The organism is Streptomyces sp. NPDC057253, assembly GCF_042669125.1.
Taxonomy (GTDB): domain Bacteria; phylum Actinomycetota; class Actinomycetes; order Streptomycetales; family Streptomycetaceae; genus Streptomyces.
On sequence record NZ_JBHUXV010000035.1, the window covers coordinates 19533 to 34339 of the forward strand.

Here is a 14807-nt window from a genome sequence, read left to right on the forward strand (position 1 = left end):
GTCTTGACGGATTGTCAATCGGCTGTCGACACTGGGTCGACAGGCAGGGTGGGTACCGGGCCGGGTTCCGGGTGGGGACGTACGCCGGATCGAGCCGCTCGAGAGAGGCTGTGCCCTGCGATGTCCAGACTGCTCGCCGCCGCACTGACCGTCGTGGCCGCCGCACTGCTCGCCCTCGGTGCCGCGCTCGGCATCGTCGCGCTGCTGGAGGCGACCCCCGAGCAGCCCAACACCCCCTTGATCACCTACGAGCAGACGGACCAGGGGAGTTGACCGGTGGCCGCCCGTCCGGCAACCGTGAACACCCGCTCGGCCTGGCACGACGTCCCGCGTCCGAAGGTGCGCCGGTTCGCCGCCATCGCCATGTCCGAGGCCCCCTCGCTCGCGGAGGAGATCCTGCGCGAGATCCGCCGTGAGTACCCGCATCTGCCGGTCGTCCTCGACGAGTCCGGCGAACCGATGGCCCTGGTCGGCATCCGCCGCGCGATCGAGGTCTTCGTCCAGCACCTGGAGACCGCGGAGGGCCGCCCGACGGTCCCCCCGGGCGTCTTCCAGGAGTTCGGCCGGGGAGAGGGCCTGAACGGCCGCAGCCTCGACTCCCTCCAGGCGATCTACCGCATGGGCGTACGCCTGGCCTGGCGCCGCTTCGCCGACATCGGGCAGCGGGTGGAGATCCCGCCGCCGGCGATGTACGAGCTGGTCGACGCGGGTTACGAGTACCTGGACGGCCTGGTTGACCAGTCGGTGCGCGGGTACGCCGAGGCGGCGGCCCGGCAGGCCGGCGAGCGGCTGCGTCTCCAGCGCCGCCTGATGGAGCTGCTGCTGGCCGACCGCCACCACGGCGACCCGGCCGAGGCCCTCACCGAACGCGCGGCCCGCATCGGCTGGCCGCTGCCGAGGAAGGTCGCGGTCGGCGTCCTGCTGCGCCCGGCGCGCGAGGCGGTGCCGCCCGCGGTGACCCAGGGCGTCCTGCTGGACATGGACTACGAACAGCCCCGCATGGTCGTCCCGGAACCGGACGCGGCCGGCCGTCCCGAACTCCTGCACCGGGCCCTGACCGGCTGGTCGGGCGCGATCGGCCCCCCGGTCCCGCTCGCCGACGCGGCGAAGTCCCTGCGCTGGGCCGAGGCGGCCGTACACCTGATGGAACGGGACCTGCTGCCCACCGGCGAGGTCCTGTACTGCACGGAACACACCGAGGCCCTGGTCCTCCTGCAACCGGAGGAGCTGATAGACGACCTGGCCCTGCGCTGCCTCTCCCCCCTCCAGCACTGCGGCCCCACCCACGCCCGCCGCCTCGCCGAGACCCTGCTCGCCTGGCTGGAGACCCGCGGCGGCGCCCCGGAGGTGGCCGCCCGCCTGGGAGTCCACCCCCAGACGGTCCGCTACCGCTTACGCCAGATCCGAGAACTGTGGGGCGACGAGATAGACGACCCGGACCGCCGCTTCGAACTGGAACTGGTCCTACGGGCCCGCCGCCTGCGGGGGGAACTGGCCTGAGCGACGCAGTGTGACGTGCCGCACACGGAGTGGGTCAACGCGCTGCCTGCCCATTGCCCGCGGAAACCGCATGTCGCTAGCCTGTGTTCGTTATGCCGATCGTCTGTTGAAATTTCGAACGCAGACGCCTTAGACACCATAGAGAGGGGGCCGGTTGTGGGACGCCTCGTACCTGCCGTGACCCGGGCTCTCGACATTCTCGAGCTCTTCCTCGACGGGGACGGCACGCTCTCCGCCCCCGACATAGTGCGCCGGCTCCAGCTGCCCCGCACCACCGTTCATGAGCTGGTGACCACTCTGGCCGCTCGTTCGTACATCGTCCAGGTGCCGGGCCAGCCGGGACGCTACCGGCTCGGGGTGCGGCCGTACCAGCTCGGCAGCCGGTACGCCGAGCAGCTCGACCTCGCCGCCGAGGGGCAGCAGGTCGCCCGGTCCGTCGCCGAGACCTGTGACGAGACCGTGCACGTGGCGATCCTGGAGGGCACCGACGTCATCTACATCGCCAAGGTCGACTCGACGCACGCGGTGCGGATGGTCTCGGCGGCAGGGCGCCGGCTCCCGGCCCACTGCACCTCCGTCGGCAAGATGCTCCTCGCCTCCCTCCCCGACCCGGAGCTCGCCTCCCGTATCCCGGAGGGCGTCCCGCTGGTCGCCATGACGCCCAACAGCATCACCGACCCCGGCGCCCTGCGCACCGCCCTGGACGAGATCCGGCAGCGCGGCATCGCCGTCGAGACCCGGGAGTCCAACCCGGACGTCTCCTGCGTGGCCGCCCCGGTCCGCGACCGCACCGGCCAGGTCGTCGCCGCGCTGTCCATCTCGGTGCCGATGATCCGCTGGAGCGACGACCGCCGCGGTGAACTGGAGCAGCTCGCCGCCAAGGGCGCCGCCGAACTCTCCGAGCGCCTCGGCCACCGGAGCATGGCATGACCCAGTTCAGCACGTACGACGTCGCCGTCCGGGCCGAGGCCACCCTCGGCGAGGGGCCCACCTGGGACGCCGCCGGGAACCGGCTGCTGTGGATCGACATCCTCGGCGCCCGGCTGCACACCTACGACCCCGCCACCGGCGGCCGCACGGTCCGCGTCCTCGACCAGCACATCGGCGCCGTCAAGCCGCGCGCGGCCGGCGGCCTCGTCCTGAACCTCCGCGACGGCGTGGCCGTCCTGGAGCCGGACGGCACCTTCCGCTGGCTCCACCACGAGCCCGTCCCCGGCCGCCGCGCCAACGACGCCGCCGTCGCCCCCGACGGCTCCCTCTGGGCCGGCACCATGCGCTACGACGAGGCGCCCGGCGGCGGCACCCTGTCCCGGATCACCGCCGACGGCACCCACACCACCGTCCTCGACGACGTGGCCGTCAGCAACGGCACCGGGTGGAGCCCGGACGGACGGCTCATGTACTACGTCGACTCGCCCACCCGGCGCGTCGACGTCTTCGACCACGACGGCGGCCGGATCACCGGGCGCCGCACCTTCGTCGAGATCGAGGACGGCGCCGGCTTCCCCGACGGCCTCACCGTCGACGCCGACGGCTGTGTGTGGGTCGCGCTGTGGGACGGGGCAGCGGTACGCCGCTACACGCCCCAGGGTGCGCTGGACCGGGTGATCGCCCTGCCGGTCCCGCGCGTCACCGCCTGCGCGTTCGGCGGCCCCGACCTCACCGACCTGTACGTCACCACGGCCCGGGTGGGCCTCACGGCACCGCACCCGGTGGCGGGCTCCCTGCTGGTGGTCCCGGCTGCGGGCAAGGGCCTGCCGCAACCGCCCTTCGCCGGCTGACCAACAGAGCTGACGAACAGAGCCCACGAACACAGGCGCCACCGGCGTCGGCTACTGCAACCCCGCCCGCTTCAACTCCTCCGCGCTCAACGGCGGTTCGGCCAACGGCTCCTTCAACGGCCCCACCGCCGCCGCCAGCAGCACGGAAGGCGTCAGCAGCACCTCCGCCCGCCGCTCCAGCGACGTCACGTCGGTGACGCGGCGGGCGATCCGGCCGTTGCCCGTGGCCGTGCGCATGAGCCGGGAGACGTACCCGGCCACCAGCCGGTCCCGTCGGGTCGGCCCGCCCTCCGTCGCCCCCGGATAGAACACGTCCTGCCCGGTGGCCAGGTCCCAGGCCGCGCCGACCGGCCGGGCCACCGCCTTCTGCACCCGGCCGGACAGCCCAGCGGACCCGGCCCCGTACCGCCGCGTCAGGTCCCGCAGGAGCAGCGCGCTCTGGGCACCGACGGCCAGGCCGTGGCCGTAGACCGGGTTGTAGGCGGCCAGCGCGTCGCCGAGCACCGTGAAGTTCTCCGGCCAGGCCGGCATCCGCTCGTAGAAGTACCGCCGGTTGACGGTGGTCCGCGTGACGGAGACACCCGACAGCGGCTCCGCACGGGCTAGCAGCTCGCCGATCAGCGGATGCCGCAGCTCCTCGCGGGCGAAGCGCACGAAGTCGTCGTCGGCCGCGGACGGCTCCCCGCCGCGCGTCCCGTTCAGGGTGACGATCCACCGGCCGTGCTCGATCGGCAGCAGGAACCCGGCCCGTCCGGGGCCCTTCACCCGCGGGTCGGGCTGCACGTTGACGACCGGGAAACTGTCCCGGGCGGCCTCGGGAGCGAGGTAGAGCCGGCTCGCGTACACCAGCCCGGAGTCGACCTCCCGCCGCTCCGGCGCGGGCAGCCCGAGCTCCGCCAGCCAGCGCGGCGCTCCCGAGGCCCGCCCGGTCGCGTCCACGACCGTCCCCGCGCCGAGCGTGCGTTCGCGGCCGTCGCGCTCCCTGACCCGGACGCCGGTGACGGCCTTCGCGTCGCCGACCAGGCCCAGTACCTCCGTGCCGGCGAGCAGCTCGATCCGCTCGTCGGCCAGGACCCGCGCCCGGACCGTCGCGTCCAGCAGGTCCCGGCCGGCCAGGATCACGTGGTGGGACTCCGGCCAGCGCCGGAACCAGCCGTGCTGCGAGAGGACCACCATGTCCGTCGTCACCGGCGCCCGGCGCGCCCCGGCGGCCAGCAGCGCCTCGGTGACGCCGGGCAGCAGCTCCTCCAGGGCCCGCACCCCGCCCGACCACAGCATGTGCGCGTGCCGGGCCTGCGGCAGCCCCTTGCGGGGTGCCGCCTCCGTGGGCAGCTCGTCGCGCTCGACCACGACGACCCGGTCCACGGTGTCCGCCAGCGCGGCCGCCGCGAGCATGCCCGTGTGGGATCCCCCGAGGACGACGGCGACGCGGGCGGGGGACGGGTGCTCGCCCGTGCCGCTCAGGTCCGCCGCCCGACGTCCACGCCGGTCATCGCTGCCGGCCTGCGTTTCTGCTGGGGGTCCGGGAGTCGTCCCCCGGGAAGACGCGGTACTCATGCGTGGACATGCTCTCTGCCGGGACAGCCGCGCGGGCGCGGACCGCCTTGATCTCGTCGGGGCTGTGCAGGACCTCGGACACGGCCTGGATCTCCTGCAACAGGTAGGTGGTGTCCGGCTCGCCGGTGCCGGCGCCGGGCGCGGAGCTCCGCTCGCTCTCGACGGCGTCCAGCAGCGTCACGGCGGCGGCGAGCGCCTGGGCCCGGCCGCGCTCGTGCCCGAGGGCGAGGGCGGCGTCGTAGGCACGCACCCGCAGGTCCTCGTCGAGGAACCGGGAGAGCTGGAGGAGCGCGTCGCGGATGTAGGTCTCGCGGCGGATCAGCCGCATCTCGGGGGTGGCGCGCAGCGCGAGCGGCTCCCGGCTGCCCGCGACGGTCCGCATCAGCCGGGCCAGGGGCCGCAGGCTCCGGTGCCGGCGGCGGACCAGCCAGCGCTCCTGGAGGTACTGGCCGGCGTGCGGGACGATGAACCCGATCGCGACCAGGGTGGCGGCGATACAGGCGGCCGAGGGCGCGATGTTGGTGTTCAGCCAGTCCAGGTCGTGGCCGGTCCAGCGGGCCACCACGGCGGTGAACTTGGCCGCGCTGAACAGCAGGTTGGTCGCGAAGCCGACCCCGAGGAAGCGCAGCCCCCAGCGCAGCCAGCCGTCGAGGCCGTCGGTGCGGATCCAGTTCCACACGAGCCGGGTCGTGATCGAGCAGGCCACCGCCTGGGCGAGCAGATAGAGCAGGATCTCCTCGCGCATGAAGGGCGTACTGGCGTAGTAGGTGTCCAGGTCCCGGATCTGCTCCACGGGGACGTCGGCGAGCGCGAACAGCGTCCACAGGGCGACCACCACCCCCGCGTACACCCAGACCACCCAGCGGGTCGCGCGGCGCGTCTCGGCCGAGCGGTCGGTGAGGCCGTTGCGCCAGTGCACCACCAGCAGCAGCCAGGACGCGGACAGCGCGGTGATCAGGGAGTACACCCAGGGGGCCGCGATGTTCGGGACGCCGGTGACCCGGTTGGTCCAGGCGATGGTGCTGGGGGCGGCGCAGGCGAACACCGCGCAGGCGAACAGCAGCAGACCGCCGACCGCGCGCAGCAGCGGGTCCCGCCACAGCTTGAGGATGCTGGGCAGTTTGATCACCAGGGCGGCGGTGAGGACCAGGCCCGGGAGCCAGTAGGAGATCTGGAGCCCGGTGATGGAGGCGGCCAGGTCGGGGTGGGCCGCCGTCACGAGGCGGGTCGTCGTTTCGGTGCGGGTCACCGCGTGCCGCCTCCGCGGTAGCCGAGCGAGCGCTGGACCGGGTCGGGCCGGCTGCCCGGGCCGCGGGCCGACACGAACGGCCGGAAAGCGGCCGCCAGTCGGTGCCCGAAGTCGTCGGCCTCGGCCTCGTCCGCGGCCCGGGAGCCGTTGCGGGCGGCGACCGTCAGGGCGACGGAGTCCCAGCCGGACCGGCTCGCGATGGCGTCGGCCGCGGCCGCGTGGTGATGGGCGTGGCCCGCGTGCAGATGCCACAGCTCATGGCCGAGGATGACCAACTGCTGCACCTCCTCGGCGCGTTCCTCCACGATGACGAGGTCGAAGTCCTGGAACTCCACCCACAGCCCGGTGACCGCGATCTCGTCGGGGAAGCGCTCGAAGCGCAGGTCGACGGGGCGGCCACCGCGACGGGCGCTCATCTCCTGGCACAGGGCCCGGCACAGCTCGGGCACGTCGGCCGGGGGACGGGGCCTGGCCCGGACCGCGGTGGTGAGGTGGGAGACCAGATCGCGCATGGCCGGGGTCGCACGGGTGCGCCGCAGCGCCGAGGCGATCCGGGCCGCACTTCTGCGCGCGCCCGCGATGTCCATCCCACCCCCTGAACCTTCCCGCCGCCGTAGGACGGGCTGTTCGAGAGTACGCGCCCCGAAGTGTCCCGTCACGCGATCCCATCCTGCTGCACACCCCATTGACTGGGAAGCGCTTCCTGCCTACGGTCCCGTTCGAAGTGACGATCACAATTCGAGATACCGAACCCTTTGGGGGCGCGGGGAACTGCGCGACCAGCCACCAACCACCCGCGGACAACATTCGACCCGAAAGGCCCAGATGAGCACCGCCCGCTTCACCCTCGACCCCGCCTTCAGGATCGGCGAGGTCAACCCCCGCCTGTTCGGCTCCTTCGTGGAACACCTCGGCCGCTGCGTCTACACCGGCATCTTCGAACCCGGCCACCCCACGGCCGACGAAGCGGGCCTGCGCCAGGACGTTCTGGAGCTCGTGAAGGAACTCGGCGTCACCGCCATCCGCTACCCCGGCGGCAACTTCGTCTCCGGTTACAAGTGGGAGGACTCCGTCGGCCCCGTCGAGGACCGCCCGCGCCGCCTCGACCTCGCCTGGCGCTCCACCGAGACCAACCGCTTCGGCCTCTCCGAGTACATCGCCTTCCTGAGGAAGGTGGGTCCCCAGGCGGAGCCCATGATGGCCCTCAACCTCGGCACCCGGGGCGTCGCCGAGGCCCTCGAACTCCAGGAGTACGCCAACCACCCGCAGGGCACGGCCCTGTCGGACCTCCGGGTCTCCCACGGCGACAAGGATCCCTTCGGCATCAAGCTGTGGTGCCTGGGCAACGAGATGGACGGCCCCTGGCAGACCGGCCACAAGACCGCCCAGGAGTACGGCCGGATCGCCGCCGAGACGGCCCGCGCGATGCGCCAGATCGACCCGGACGTCGAACTCGTCGCCTGCGGCTCCTCCAGCCAGTCCATGCCGACCTTCGCCGCGTGGGAGGCGACGGTCCTGGAGGAGACGTACGACCTCGTCGACCACATCTCCCTGCACGCCTACTACCAGCCCGAGGACGGCGACCTCGACTCCTTCCTGGCCTCCGCGGTCGACATGGAGTCCTTCATCGAGAACGTGGTCGCCACCGCCGACCACATCGGCGCGAAGCTGAAGTCGAAGAAGAGGATCAACCTCTCCTTCGACGAGTGGAACGTCTGGTACATGTCCGAGTGGCACGAGATCGAGAACTCCGGCGCGCGGGACTGGGCGGAGGCCCCCCGCCTCCTGGAGGACAACTACAGCGTCCTGGACGCGGTCGTCTTCGGCTCGCTCCTGATCGCCCTGCTGCGCCACGCCGACCGCGTCACCGTCGCCTGCCTCGCCCAGCTGGTCAATGTGATCGCCCCGATCCTGACCGAGCCGGGCGGCCCCGCCTGGCGCCAGACCACGTTCTTCCCGTTCGCCCAGGCCTCGAAGTACGGCCGCGGCGAGGTCCTCGACGTCCGGGTCGACTCGCCGACGTACGAGACGAAGAAGTACGGCGAGACGGACCTTCTGCACGCCACCGCGGTGCGCGCCGAGGACGGCTCGGTGACCGTCTTCGCGGTCAACCGCAGCCAGTCGCAGGCCCTGCCGCTCGAAGTCGCCCTGAGCGGCCTCGACTTGACGGACGTCGTCGAGCACAGCGTCCTCGCCGACGCCGACCCGGGCGCCCGCAACACCCTCGACGAGCCCGAGCGGGTCGCCCCGCACGCGGCCGAGGGCACCGCGCTGAAGGACGGCACCCTCACCGCCGTACTGGAGCCGCTGTCCTGGAACGTGATCCGGCTCGGCTGAGCCGGATCCCCGAGGGCGTCAGCAGGTTTCGCGCAGGAAACCGGCGGCGCCCTCGGGCACGACGTCCGGGTCCCGGCGCACCACGCTGAGGGTGCTGCTCCAGTCGGCGCACGCCGTGGCGAGGCCCTTCCTGGTGTACTCGACCACGAGGACGTGGCCGCCGAAGGCGTCCGCGAACTCGCCGCACTCCTCGTACTCCGCGCACTCCTCCACGACGGCGAAGTCCAGGCCCACCGACGTGTGGTCGGAGAGCAGCTCCGCGGTGTTCTTCTGGGCGACGGCCAGCCCCTTGGCGTGGGCGTGCGCCGCCAGCAGCTTCATCAGGGCGGTGGCCTGACCGGCTTTCAGATACGACGGGAAGCGGGTGAAGGAGTCGTAGTTGTCGGGCTCCACGGCCCGGTAGCCCTTGGCCGCGCAGGCGTCGATCCAGGTGCCCAACTGGGCGGCGATACGCTCCCGTTTGGCGGCCGTACGGATGTCCAGGACGGCCTCGTCCCAGTCCTTGTCGTAGACGACCTTGCCGTCGGCGTCCCGCAGCAGCAGGTCGGCGTCCCAGTGGCTCTCCTCGCCCGCGTCGGCCTGGTAGGCGTTGATGTTGCAGATGTTGTAGAGCCCCCGCGCGGGGGCGTCCTCGTAGCTGCGGCTCACCACCCGGACCCCCGCCGCCGGGGGATACGCGCCGCCGATCTGGTAGTCCCACGGCACGTGCTTGGGCGGGAGGGCCACGGCGGCGGGGGCGGTGGCCGCGGGGGCGGTGGCCCTGCTCTCGGTGGCCGTCGGCCCGCTCGATGACGATGACGATGACGGCGACGGGCTGTCGCTGTCCGACCCGGCCCGCACCGCCGCGATGCTCAGCCCGGTGACGGCCAGGGCGGCGACGAGCCCGACCAGGACGCGCCGCCGGGGCCCGCGCCGCGAGACCGGCCGGCCGGTCCTCGTGGGGTCGGACGGCCCGGACGAAACAGGCACGGGCGAAACCGGTACGGACGGCACCGGCACGGCGGGATCCGGTGCGGCAGGGTCCGAGGGTGTCTCCGTGTCCGGCAACGCCCTGAGCAGCTCGTGCAGTTCACCCAGTTCGGGCCGCGCTCCCGGGTCCTTGTCCAGGCAGCGCTCGGCGATGCTCCGCAGCGGTTCCGCCACCCCGTCCAGGGCCGGCGGCTCGTACATGACCTGGTAGCCCGTCAGGTAGGGGCTGCTGCCGTCGAAGGGGCGGTTGCCGGTGGCCGCGTAGACCAGCAGGGACCCCAGCGAGAAGACGTCCGAGGCGCCGGTGACCTCGCGCGGCGCGGCGAACTGCTCCGGGGACATGAAGGGCGGGGTGCCGATCAGCCGCCCGGTCATGGTGAGCGCCTCGTTGTCGACGGCGTAGGAGATGCCGAAGTCGATGACCCGGGGCCCGTCCTCGGCCATCAGGACGTTGCTCGGCTTCAGGTCGCGGTGCACCATGCCGACCCGGTGGATGTCCCGCAGCGCCTCGACGAGGCCCAGCGCGAGCACCCGCAGCGCGCTGCCGCGCAGCGGGCCGTCCTGGGTCACGATGTCCGCGAGGGTGCGGCCCGGGACGTACAGCGTGGCCATCCACGGCTGCGGGGCGTCCGGGTCCGCGTCCACCACGGGGGCCGTGAACGCCCCGCTCACCCGGCGGGCCGCCGCGACCTCCTGCCGGAAGCGGGTGCGGAACTCCTCGTCCAGCGCGAACGCGGGATGCACCAGCTTGACCGCCACCTGCCGCCCGGATTCCGAACGGCCGAGGTAGACGATCCCCATGCCGCCGCTGCCGAGCCGGTCGACCAGCGTGTAGCCGCCGATGGACTCCGGATCGCCGGGGCTCAGCGGCATCGCGGGTCACCTTTCCCGAGTAGGGGGTGCTCGAAGTTCCCGAGGACGGGTGCTCGAAAGTTCAACGACATCAGGCTAGCGGCCGGGGGATTCCACCTCCGTGACCGGTACGCCTCCGGCCGACGTCCCCAGCAGCCGCAGCCGTACGTCCCCGGGCCCGGACTCCGTGCTCCCGTCGGCCAGGACCGCCAGGGCCAGGGTGTTGGTGCCCCGGGTGCGCAGGATGCCGTTGGGCAGGACGAAGGTGTGCTGCGGGCCCACGTCGTTGACGTACTGGCCCATGTTCCAGCCGTTGAGGAAGATCTGGACGCGGTAGGCGCGCTTCGGGTCGTCGTCGAGGACGAGACCGACGGAGGCGTCGATGCCGGCGTCCACGCCGAGCCGGAACGTCGTCCGGTACCAGGTGACCCCCTGGCGCCGGTCGGCGCGCGGCAACTCGGCGGGCTCCCAGTGCTCTTCGTCGAAGCCCGGCAGATGCCAGCCCTTGCGCTCCCCGTACAGCCCGCCGTTGTTGAGCGGCCCGCGCACCGGGTCCGGTGCCGTCTCGCCCTGGATGCGCCAACTGGCCTTCGGGGAACCGCCCTTGAAGGTGACCGCCGTCAACCCCCGGGCCACCTTGTGGGAGTCGGCCGACCTGCCGTCCATGTCGTGGGCCATGCGCCGGACCAGGACCGACAGCACGCGGGGTGACTCCCCGGCGGGGCGGGGCGTCTCGAAGGTGGCCGTGGCCGCCCAACTCCCCTTCCTCGCCGTGGACTTGTCCGGCACCGGCATCCGGTGCGTCCCCAGCGGCTCGCCGTCCAGCCACGCCATCAGCAGCCCCTGCGTGCCGGTGCTGTAGGACAGCGACACCGACTCCAGGTCCGCCGCGTCCGTCAACCGAGCCCGGTACCAGACGTCGCCGTAGTGGAAGCCGTAGTCGTCGGCGAACAGGACCGGCCCGCCCCTCGGGACCGGGGTGGTGCTGTACGAGCCGGTGCGGTCGGCCGTTGTCCAGCCCGAGTCGTCGTAGTCCGGGAGGGCCTCGAAGTTCTCGGTACGGCGCCGCCAGCCGCCCAGCGCGGGCAGCCGCACCTCGCCCACGGCGGGGATGGGGAGCTGCCCCGGGACGGGCGGCATCTCGGCGCGCAGGCTGCCCATCGGGGTGATCGAGGTGCGCAGCGGGCGCCCGTTCCAGGTGATCCGGCCCAGGCCCCGCGGCCCCCACACCTCCATGCCGGTGCCCTCGACGGTGTCGCCGGTCAGGTGGGCGGTCACACCGTCCAGGGTGGCCTCGCGCAGCAGCGAGGGGCCGTAGACCAGGACCGTGCCGGTCGGGGTGTCCAGCGGGAAGAGCCGCAGCGCGCCGGGGTCGTCGGCGAAGATCAGCAGCAACGGGGTGTCGCCGCTGCCGCCGCCCTCGATCCGCACCCGGGCGAGACCCCCGACGCCGATCGGCGTGGTGATCCTGAGGACGCCGAGGTCGTAGTTCCACGCGGGTTCCGCGTCCCCGCGGGTGACCAGCGGCTCCTCCGGGCATTCGAGCAACACCTGGGCCATCTCGCCGTGCGGGGCCGTGAACACGGCGACGTTCATCCGGCCGGCCTTGAGGAACATCATCGGCTGCGCGGTGGCGAACTTCAGCGTACGGCCGCCCAGTTGGAGGTTGGCGGTGAGCAGCCGGGCGTCATGGGGGGCGACCGTGAACGCCACGTCGATCCCGGCGTCCGGGATGGTCGTGGTGATCGGCGCGTCGGTGTCGTTGCGCACCACGTACACCTGGGAGCCGGTGTCCGGGTTGGTCAGGTGGTACACCTTCAGCCGCTCGTCCGCGGCCCGCACCGCGTCCGCCCGGTCCAGCTTGGCGAGGTCCGGCACGGTCCGCAGGAGATGGCCGAGCTGGTGCAGGGGGGCGAGCTTCGGGGTCTGCCGGCGGGCCTCGTCGATCGCCGCCCCGTAGTCGTACGACGTGTAGACCTGCGGGGCGGGCAGCCAGCCCCACGAGGCGCCGCCGAAGGTCATGTAGACGTTGTGCACGGTGATGCCGTTGGCGAGGTTGGTCAGCTGGAAGCGCCGCTCGTAGGCCGCGTCCCGGCTGTACCGGGCCTCGGCGTACCCCTTGCCGTCGAAGGTGGCCCCGCCCCACGGGTCGAACCAGCCACCGCCGAACTCCGGGATGAACCCGGGCGTGCGCGGACTGGCCGTCGCCCCGCCCTTGAGCCCGCCCACCCCGAAGTGCCCCCAGTCCGGGGGCACTTCACCGGGCGCGGGATAGCCGTCGAAGCCGTACAGCCAACCGCCCTCCTCGCCGCCGGTGTTGAAGGAACCGGGGGCCCAGTAGCCGTTCCTGCCCTTGTCGTTGTGGAACAGCGGTACGTCGATCCCGTCGGCGCGCACCTTCTTGTACAGGTGGGACATGTAGTCCTGGCCGAGCGGCTCGTCGACGAAGGCGTCGTACTCGTTCTCGATCTGGTAGAGCAGGACCGTGCCGGTGCCCTTGGTGAACAGGTGCCGGGCGGCGATCGCGTTCACCGCGGTCAGCCACTCGTCGACGTACGACAGATAGGTCGGGTCGGAGGTGCGGGCCCGGCCGGCGGTCGTGGCGAGCCAGCCCGGGAAACCGCCGCCGTCGACCTCGGCGTTGATGTACGGGCCCGGGCGCAGGATCACGTACAGGCCGGTCTCGGTGGCCGTGCGCAGGAACAGGTCGAGGTCGCGGACGCCGGTGAAGTCGTATTGGCCGGGACCGGGGGAGTGGTAGTTCCAGGCCACGTACACGCTCACCGCGTTGAAGCCGTGGGCGCGCATCTTCTGCAGGACGTCCCGCCACAGCGACGGGCTCGGCAGCCGGAAGGGGTGCATCTCGCCCGACCACAGCACCAGACGGCGGCCGTCGACCAGCAGGGAGTACTCGTCGAAGCCGACCGTGTGCCGGGTCCGGTCGGCCGCGGGCGCGCCCGGCGCCGGCCCGGTGGGCACGCTGTGGGAGGCGTACGCCCGGGTGGTCTCCCCACCACTGCCGCTCAGCGCGAAGCCGAGCGCCGTGGTGCCGGCGAGGGCGCTGAATGTACGTCTGCTCAGCTCCAAGGGAGCGCCTCCTGGTCGTGCCTGTCCTCGTGTCCGTGCCCGGCCCGTCCGCCGGGCTGTGAGTGGTGAGGCCATTGTGGTGTGGCCATTCTCTATGGCCGGACGCCGCACAATTGTCGTATGAGGATCTCTGCGCGGGCGGACTACGCGGTACGGGCGGTGCTGGAGCTCGCCGTGAGGCGGGACTCGGAGCCGGTGAAGGCCGAGGCCATCGCCGCGGTCCAGGACATTCCGCACAAGTTCCTGGAGGGGATCCTCGGTGACCTCAGGCGCGGCGGGATCGTCGACAGCAGGCGCGGCGGGGGCGGCGGCTACCGGCTCGCCCGCGAGGCCTCGGCCATCACCGTCGCGGACGTCATCCGTACGGTGGACGGCCCGATCGTGTCGGTGCGCGGCGAGCGCCCCACCGGACTGGAGTACACCGGCTCCGCCCAGCCGCTGCTCCCGCTGTGGATCGCCCTGCGCGCCAATGTCCGCAAGATCCTGGAGGGCGTCACCATCGCCGACATCGCGGGCGACGCGCTGCCGGAGCCGGTGAAGCGGCTCGCGGCCGAGCCGGCCGCCTGGGAGAACCCCTGATTCCGGCCAACTGCACCTGCTGACACGTGAGTTGAGCCAATGCCGGAATGGCTGGAGTTCGCTCTGGCGGCACCCCAGGGCGCTCCCTACGATTCCCTCGCCGCGGTGCTTCACAGAAACCACACAGGTTCTCCACGCTTCAACATGTCAGCGCAGAGGAGAGACCCCCCATGGCAAGTGGACTGCTCCTGGGCGGCGCCGTAGCCGCTCTCGTCACCGCGGCGGTGCCCGCGCACAACCCGTCCGGCGGGTTCGTCGACCCGCCCCCGGACAAGATCGTCATCAACGTCGCCACGGTGAACGGCTCCGGCTGTCCCGCGGGTACGGCGGCCGTCGCGGTCTCCGAGGACAACACCGCCTTCACGGTGACCTACAGCGACTACCTCGCCCAGGTCGGCGGCAACTCCGACCCCACGGCGTTCCGCAAGAACTGCCAGCTCAACCTGATCGTCCATGTCCCGCAGGGCTTCACGTACGCCATCGCCAGCGCGGACTACCGGGGCTTCGCCTCGCTCCAGTCGGGCGCGAGCGCCGTCCAGAGAGCCTCGTACTACTTCCAGGGCTCCTCGCAGACGGCCTTCAAGACCCACAACTTCACCGGCGCCCTCAACGACAACTGGCAGGCGACCGACACCACCGACTGGGCCCAGCTGGTCTGGGCACCCTGCGGGGTCCAGCGCAACTTCAACATCAACACGGAGATCCGTGTCAACGCCGGCTCCTCCTCGCCGTCCAAGGTCAGCTTCATGACGATGGACTCGACGGACGGCGACATCAGCACCATCTACCACATGGCGTGGAAGGAGTGCCCCGGCAAGTGACCGGCCGTCGGTGAGACAGGGGCCGCCCGCCACCTCCTCGGGGTGGCGGGCGGCTCGGTGGGTCACGGGGGCGCA

The 14807-nt window shown here is 72.2% G+C and carries 12 protein-coding genes; 7 read left to right on the top strand and 5 right to left on the bottom strand.

Annotation, left to right across the window (positions count from 1 at the left end; translation table 11 throughout):
• Positions 1–120: 120 nt before the first annotated feature.
• The 4 genes from ACFULQ_RS20570 to ACFULQ_RS20585 all read left to right on the top strand — a co-directional run bounded on the left by ACFULQ_RS20570 (position 121) and on the right by ACFULQ_RS20585 (position 3281).
• Positions 121–273: a hypothetical protein gene (locus ACFULQ_RS20570; RefSeq protein WP_185092818.1), complete on the top strand. Its 153-nt coding sequence runs from the start codon at positions 121–123 to the stop codon at positions 271–273.
• A gap of 3 nt (positions 274–276) precedes the next feature.
• Complete coding sequence (locus tag ACFULQ_RS20575; protein ID WP_383545970.1) at positions 277–1500, top strand: PucR family transcriptional regulator; 1224 nt, start codon at positions 277–279, stop codon at positions 1498–1500.
• Positions 1501–1656: 156 nt separating this feature from the next.
• Positions 1657–2430: an IclR family transcriptional regulator gene (locus ACFULQ_RS20580; protein ID WP_383545972.1), complete on the top strand. Its 774-nt coding sequence runs from the start codon at positions 1657–1659 to the stop codon at positions 2428–2430.
• Complete coding sequence (locus ACFULQ_RS20585) at positions 2427–3281, top strand: SMP-30/gluconolactonase/LRE family protein (RefSeq protein WP_383545974.1); 855 nt, start codon at positions 2427–2429, stop codon at positions 3279–3281. Before ACFULQ_RS20580 ends, ACFULQ_RS20585 begins: the two co-directional genes overlap by 4 nt.
• 51 nt (positions 3282–3332) lie before the next feature.
• On the opposite strand, the gene ACFULQ_RS20590 is transcribed toward ACFULQ_RS20585, so the two are convergent.
• Genes ACFULQ_RS20590 through ACFULQ_RS20600 form a run of 3 tightly spaced genes read right to left on the bottom strand, consistent with a single transcriptional unit; the run spans position 3333 to position 6674 of the window.
• Positions 3333–4838: an FAD-dependent oxidoreductase gene (locus tag ACFULQ_RS20590; RefSeq protein ID WP_383545975.1), complete on the bottom strand. Its 1506-nt coding sequence runs from the start codon at positions 4836–4838 to the stop codon at positions 3333–3335.
• A complete protein-coding gene (locus ACFULQ_RS20595) occupies positions 4771–6057 on the bottom strand; it encodes an MAB_1171c family putative transporter (RefSeq protein ID WP_383546077.1) in 1287 nt (428 codons plus the stop codon). The genes ACFULQ_RS20590 and ACFULQ_RS20595 overlap by 68 nt, the downstream gene beginning before the upstream one ends.
• Before the next feature lie 26 nt (positions 6058–6083).
• Positions 6084–6674 (bottom strand): toxin-antitoxin system, toxin component family protein, encoded by a 591-nt coding sequence (locus ACFULQ_RS20600; RefSeq protein WP_383545977.1) that lies wholly within the window; start codon positions 6672–6674, stop codon positions 6084–6086.
• 238 nt (positions 6675–6912) lie between these two features.
• Here ACFULQ_RS20600 and ACFULQ_RS20605 point away from each other — a divergent pair, with 238 nt between their 5' ends.
• Positions 6913–8424 carry an alpha-N-arabinofuranosidase gene (locus ACFULQ_RS20605; protein WP_383545979.1) on the top strand — a complete coding sequence of 504 codons (1512 nt, stop codon included), beginning with the start codon at positions 6913–6915 and terminating at the stop codon, positions 8422–8424.
• Between the two features lie 18 nt (positions 8425–8442).
• Here the strand turns inward: ACFULQ_RS20605 and ACFULQ_RS20610 are convergent, their stop codons facing one another.
• Complete coding sequence (locus tag ACFULQ_RS20610; protein ID WP_383545981.1) at positions 8443–10266, bottom strand: endo alpha-1,4 polygalactosaminidase; 1824 nt, start codon at positions 10264–10266, stop codon at positions 8443–8445.
• 75 nt (positions 10267–10341) lie between these two features.
• Positions 10342–13332, bottom strand: a complete 2991-nt coding sequence (locus tag ACFULQ_RS20615; protein ID WP_383545983.1) for a beta-galactosidase — start codon at positions 13330–13332, stop codon at positions 10342–10344.
• Between the two features lie 120 nt (positions 13333–13452).
• Between ACFULQ_RS20615 and ACFULQ_RS20620 the strand changes: the two genes are divergently transcribed.
• Positions 13453–13911 carry an RrF2 family transcriptional regulator gene (locus ACFULQ_RS20620; protein WP_383545984.1) on the top strand — a complete coding sequence of 153 codons (459 nt, stop codon included), beginning with the start codon at positions 13453–13455 and terminating at the stop codon, positions 13909–13911.
• A 170-nt stretch (positions 13912–14081) separates the two neighbouring features.
• Entirely contained in the window at positions 14082–14732 is a 651-nt protein-coding gene (locus tag ACFULQ_RS20625; RefSeq protein WP_383545986.1) for a DUF4360 domain-containing protein, read from the top strand.
• Positions 14733–14807 lie beyond the last annotated feature (75 nt).

Coding starts and splice junctions, on each gene's coding strand:
- ACFULQ_RS20625 (WP_383545986.1), top strand. CDS start 14,082: ATGGCAAGTGGACTGCTCCTGGGCGGCGCCGTAGCCGCTCTCGTCACC.
- ACFULQ_RS20605 (WP_383545979.1), top strand. CDS start 6,913: ATGAGCACCGCCCGCTTCACCCTCGACCCCGCCTTCAGGATCGGCGAG.
- ACFULQ_RS20585 (WP_383545974.1), top strand. CDS start 2,427: ATGACCCAGTTCAGCACGTACGACGTCGCCGTCCGGGCCGAGGCCACC.
- ACFULQ_RS20610 (WP_383545981.1), bottom strand. CDS start 10,266: ATGCCGCTGAGCCCCGGCGATCCGGAGTCCATCGGCGGCTACACGCTG.
- ACFULQ_RS20620 (WP_383545984.1), top strand. CDS start 13,453: ATGAGGATCTCTGCGCGGGCGGACTACGCGGTACGGGCGGTGCTGGAG.
- ACFULQ_RS20600 (WP_383545977.1), bottom strand. CDS start 6,674: ATGGACATCGCGGGCGCGCGCAGAAGTGCGGCCCGGATCGCCTCGGCG.
- ACFULQ_RS20590 (WP_383545975.1), bottom strand. CDS start 4,838: ATGAGTACCGCGTCTTCCCGGGGGACGACTCCCGGACCCCCAGCAGAA.
- ACFULQ_RS20570 (WP_185092818.1), top strand. CDS start 121: ATGTCCAGACTGCTCGCCGCCGCACTGACCGTCGTGGCCGCCGCACTG.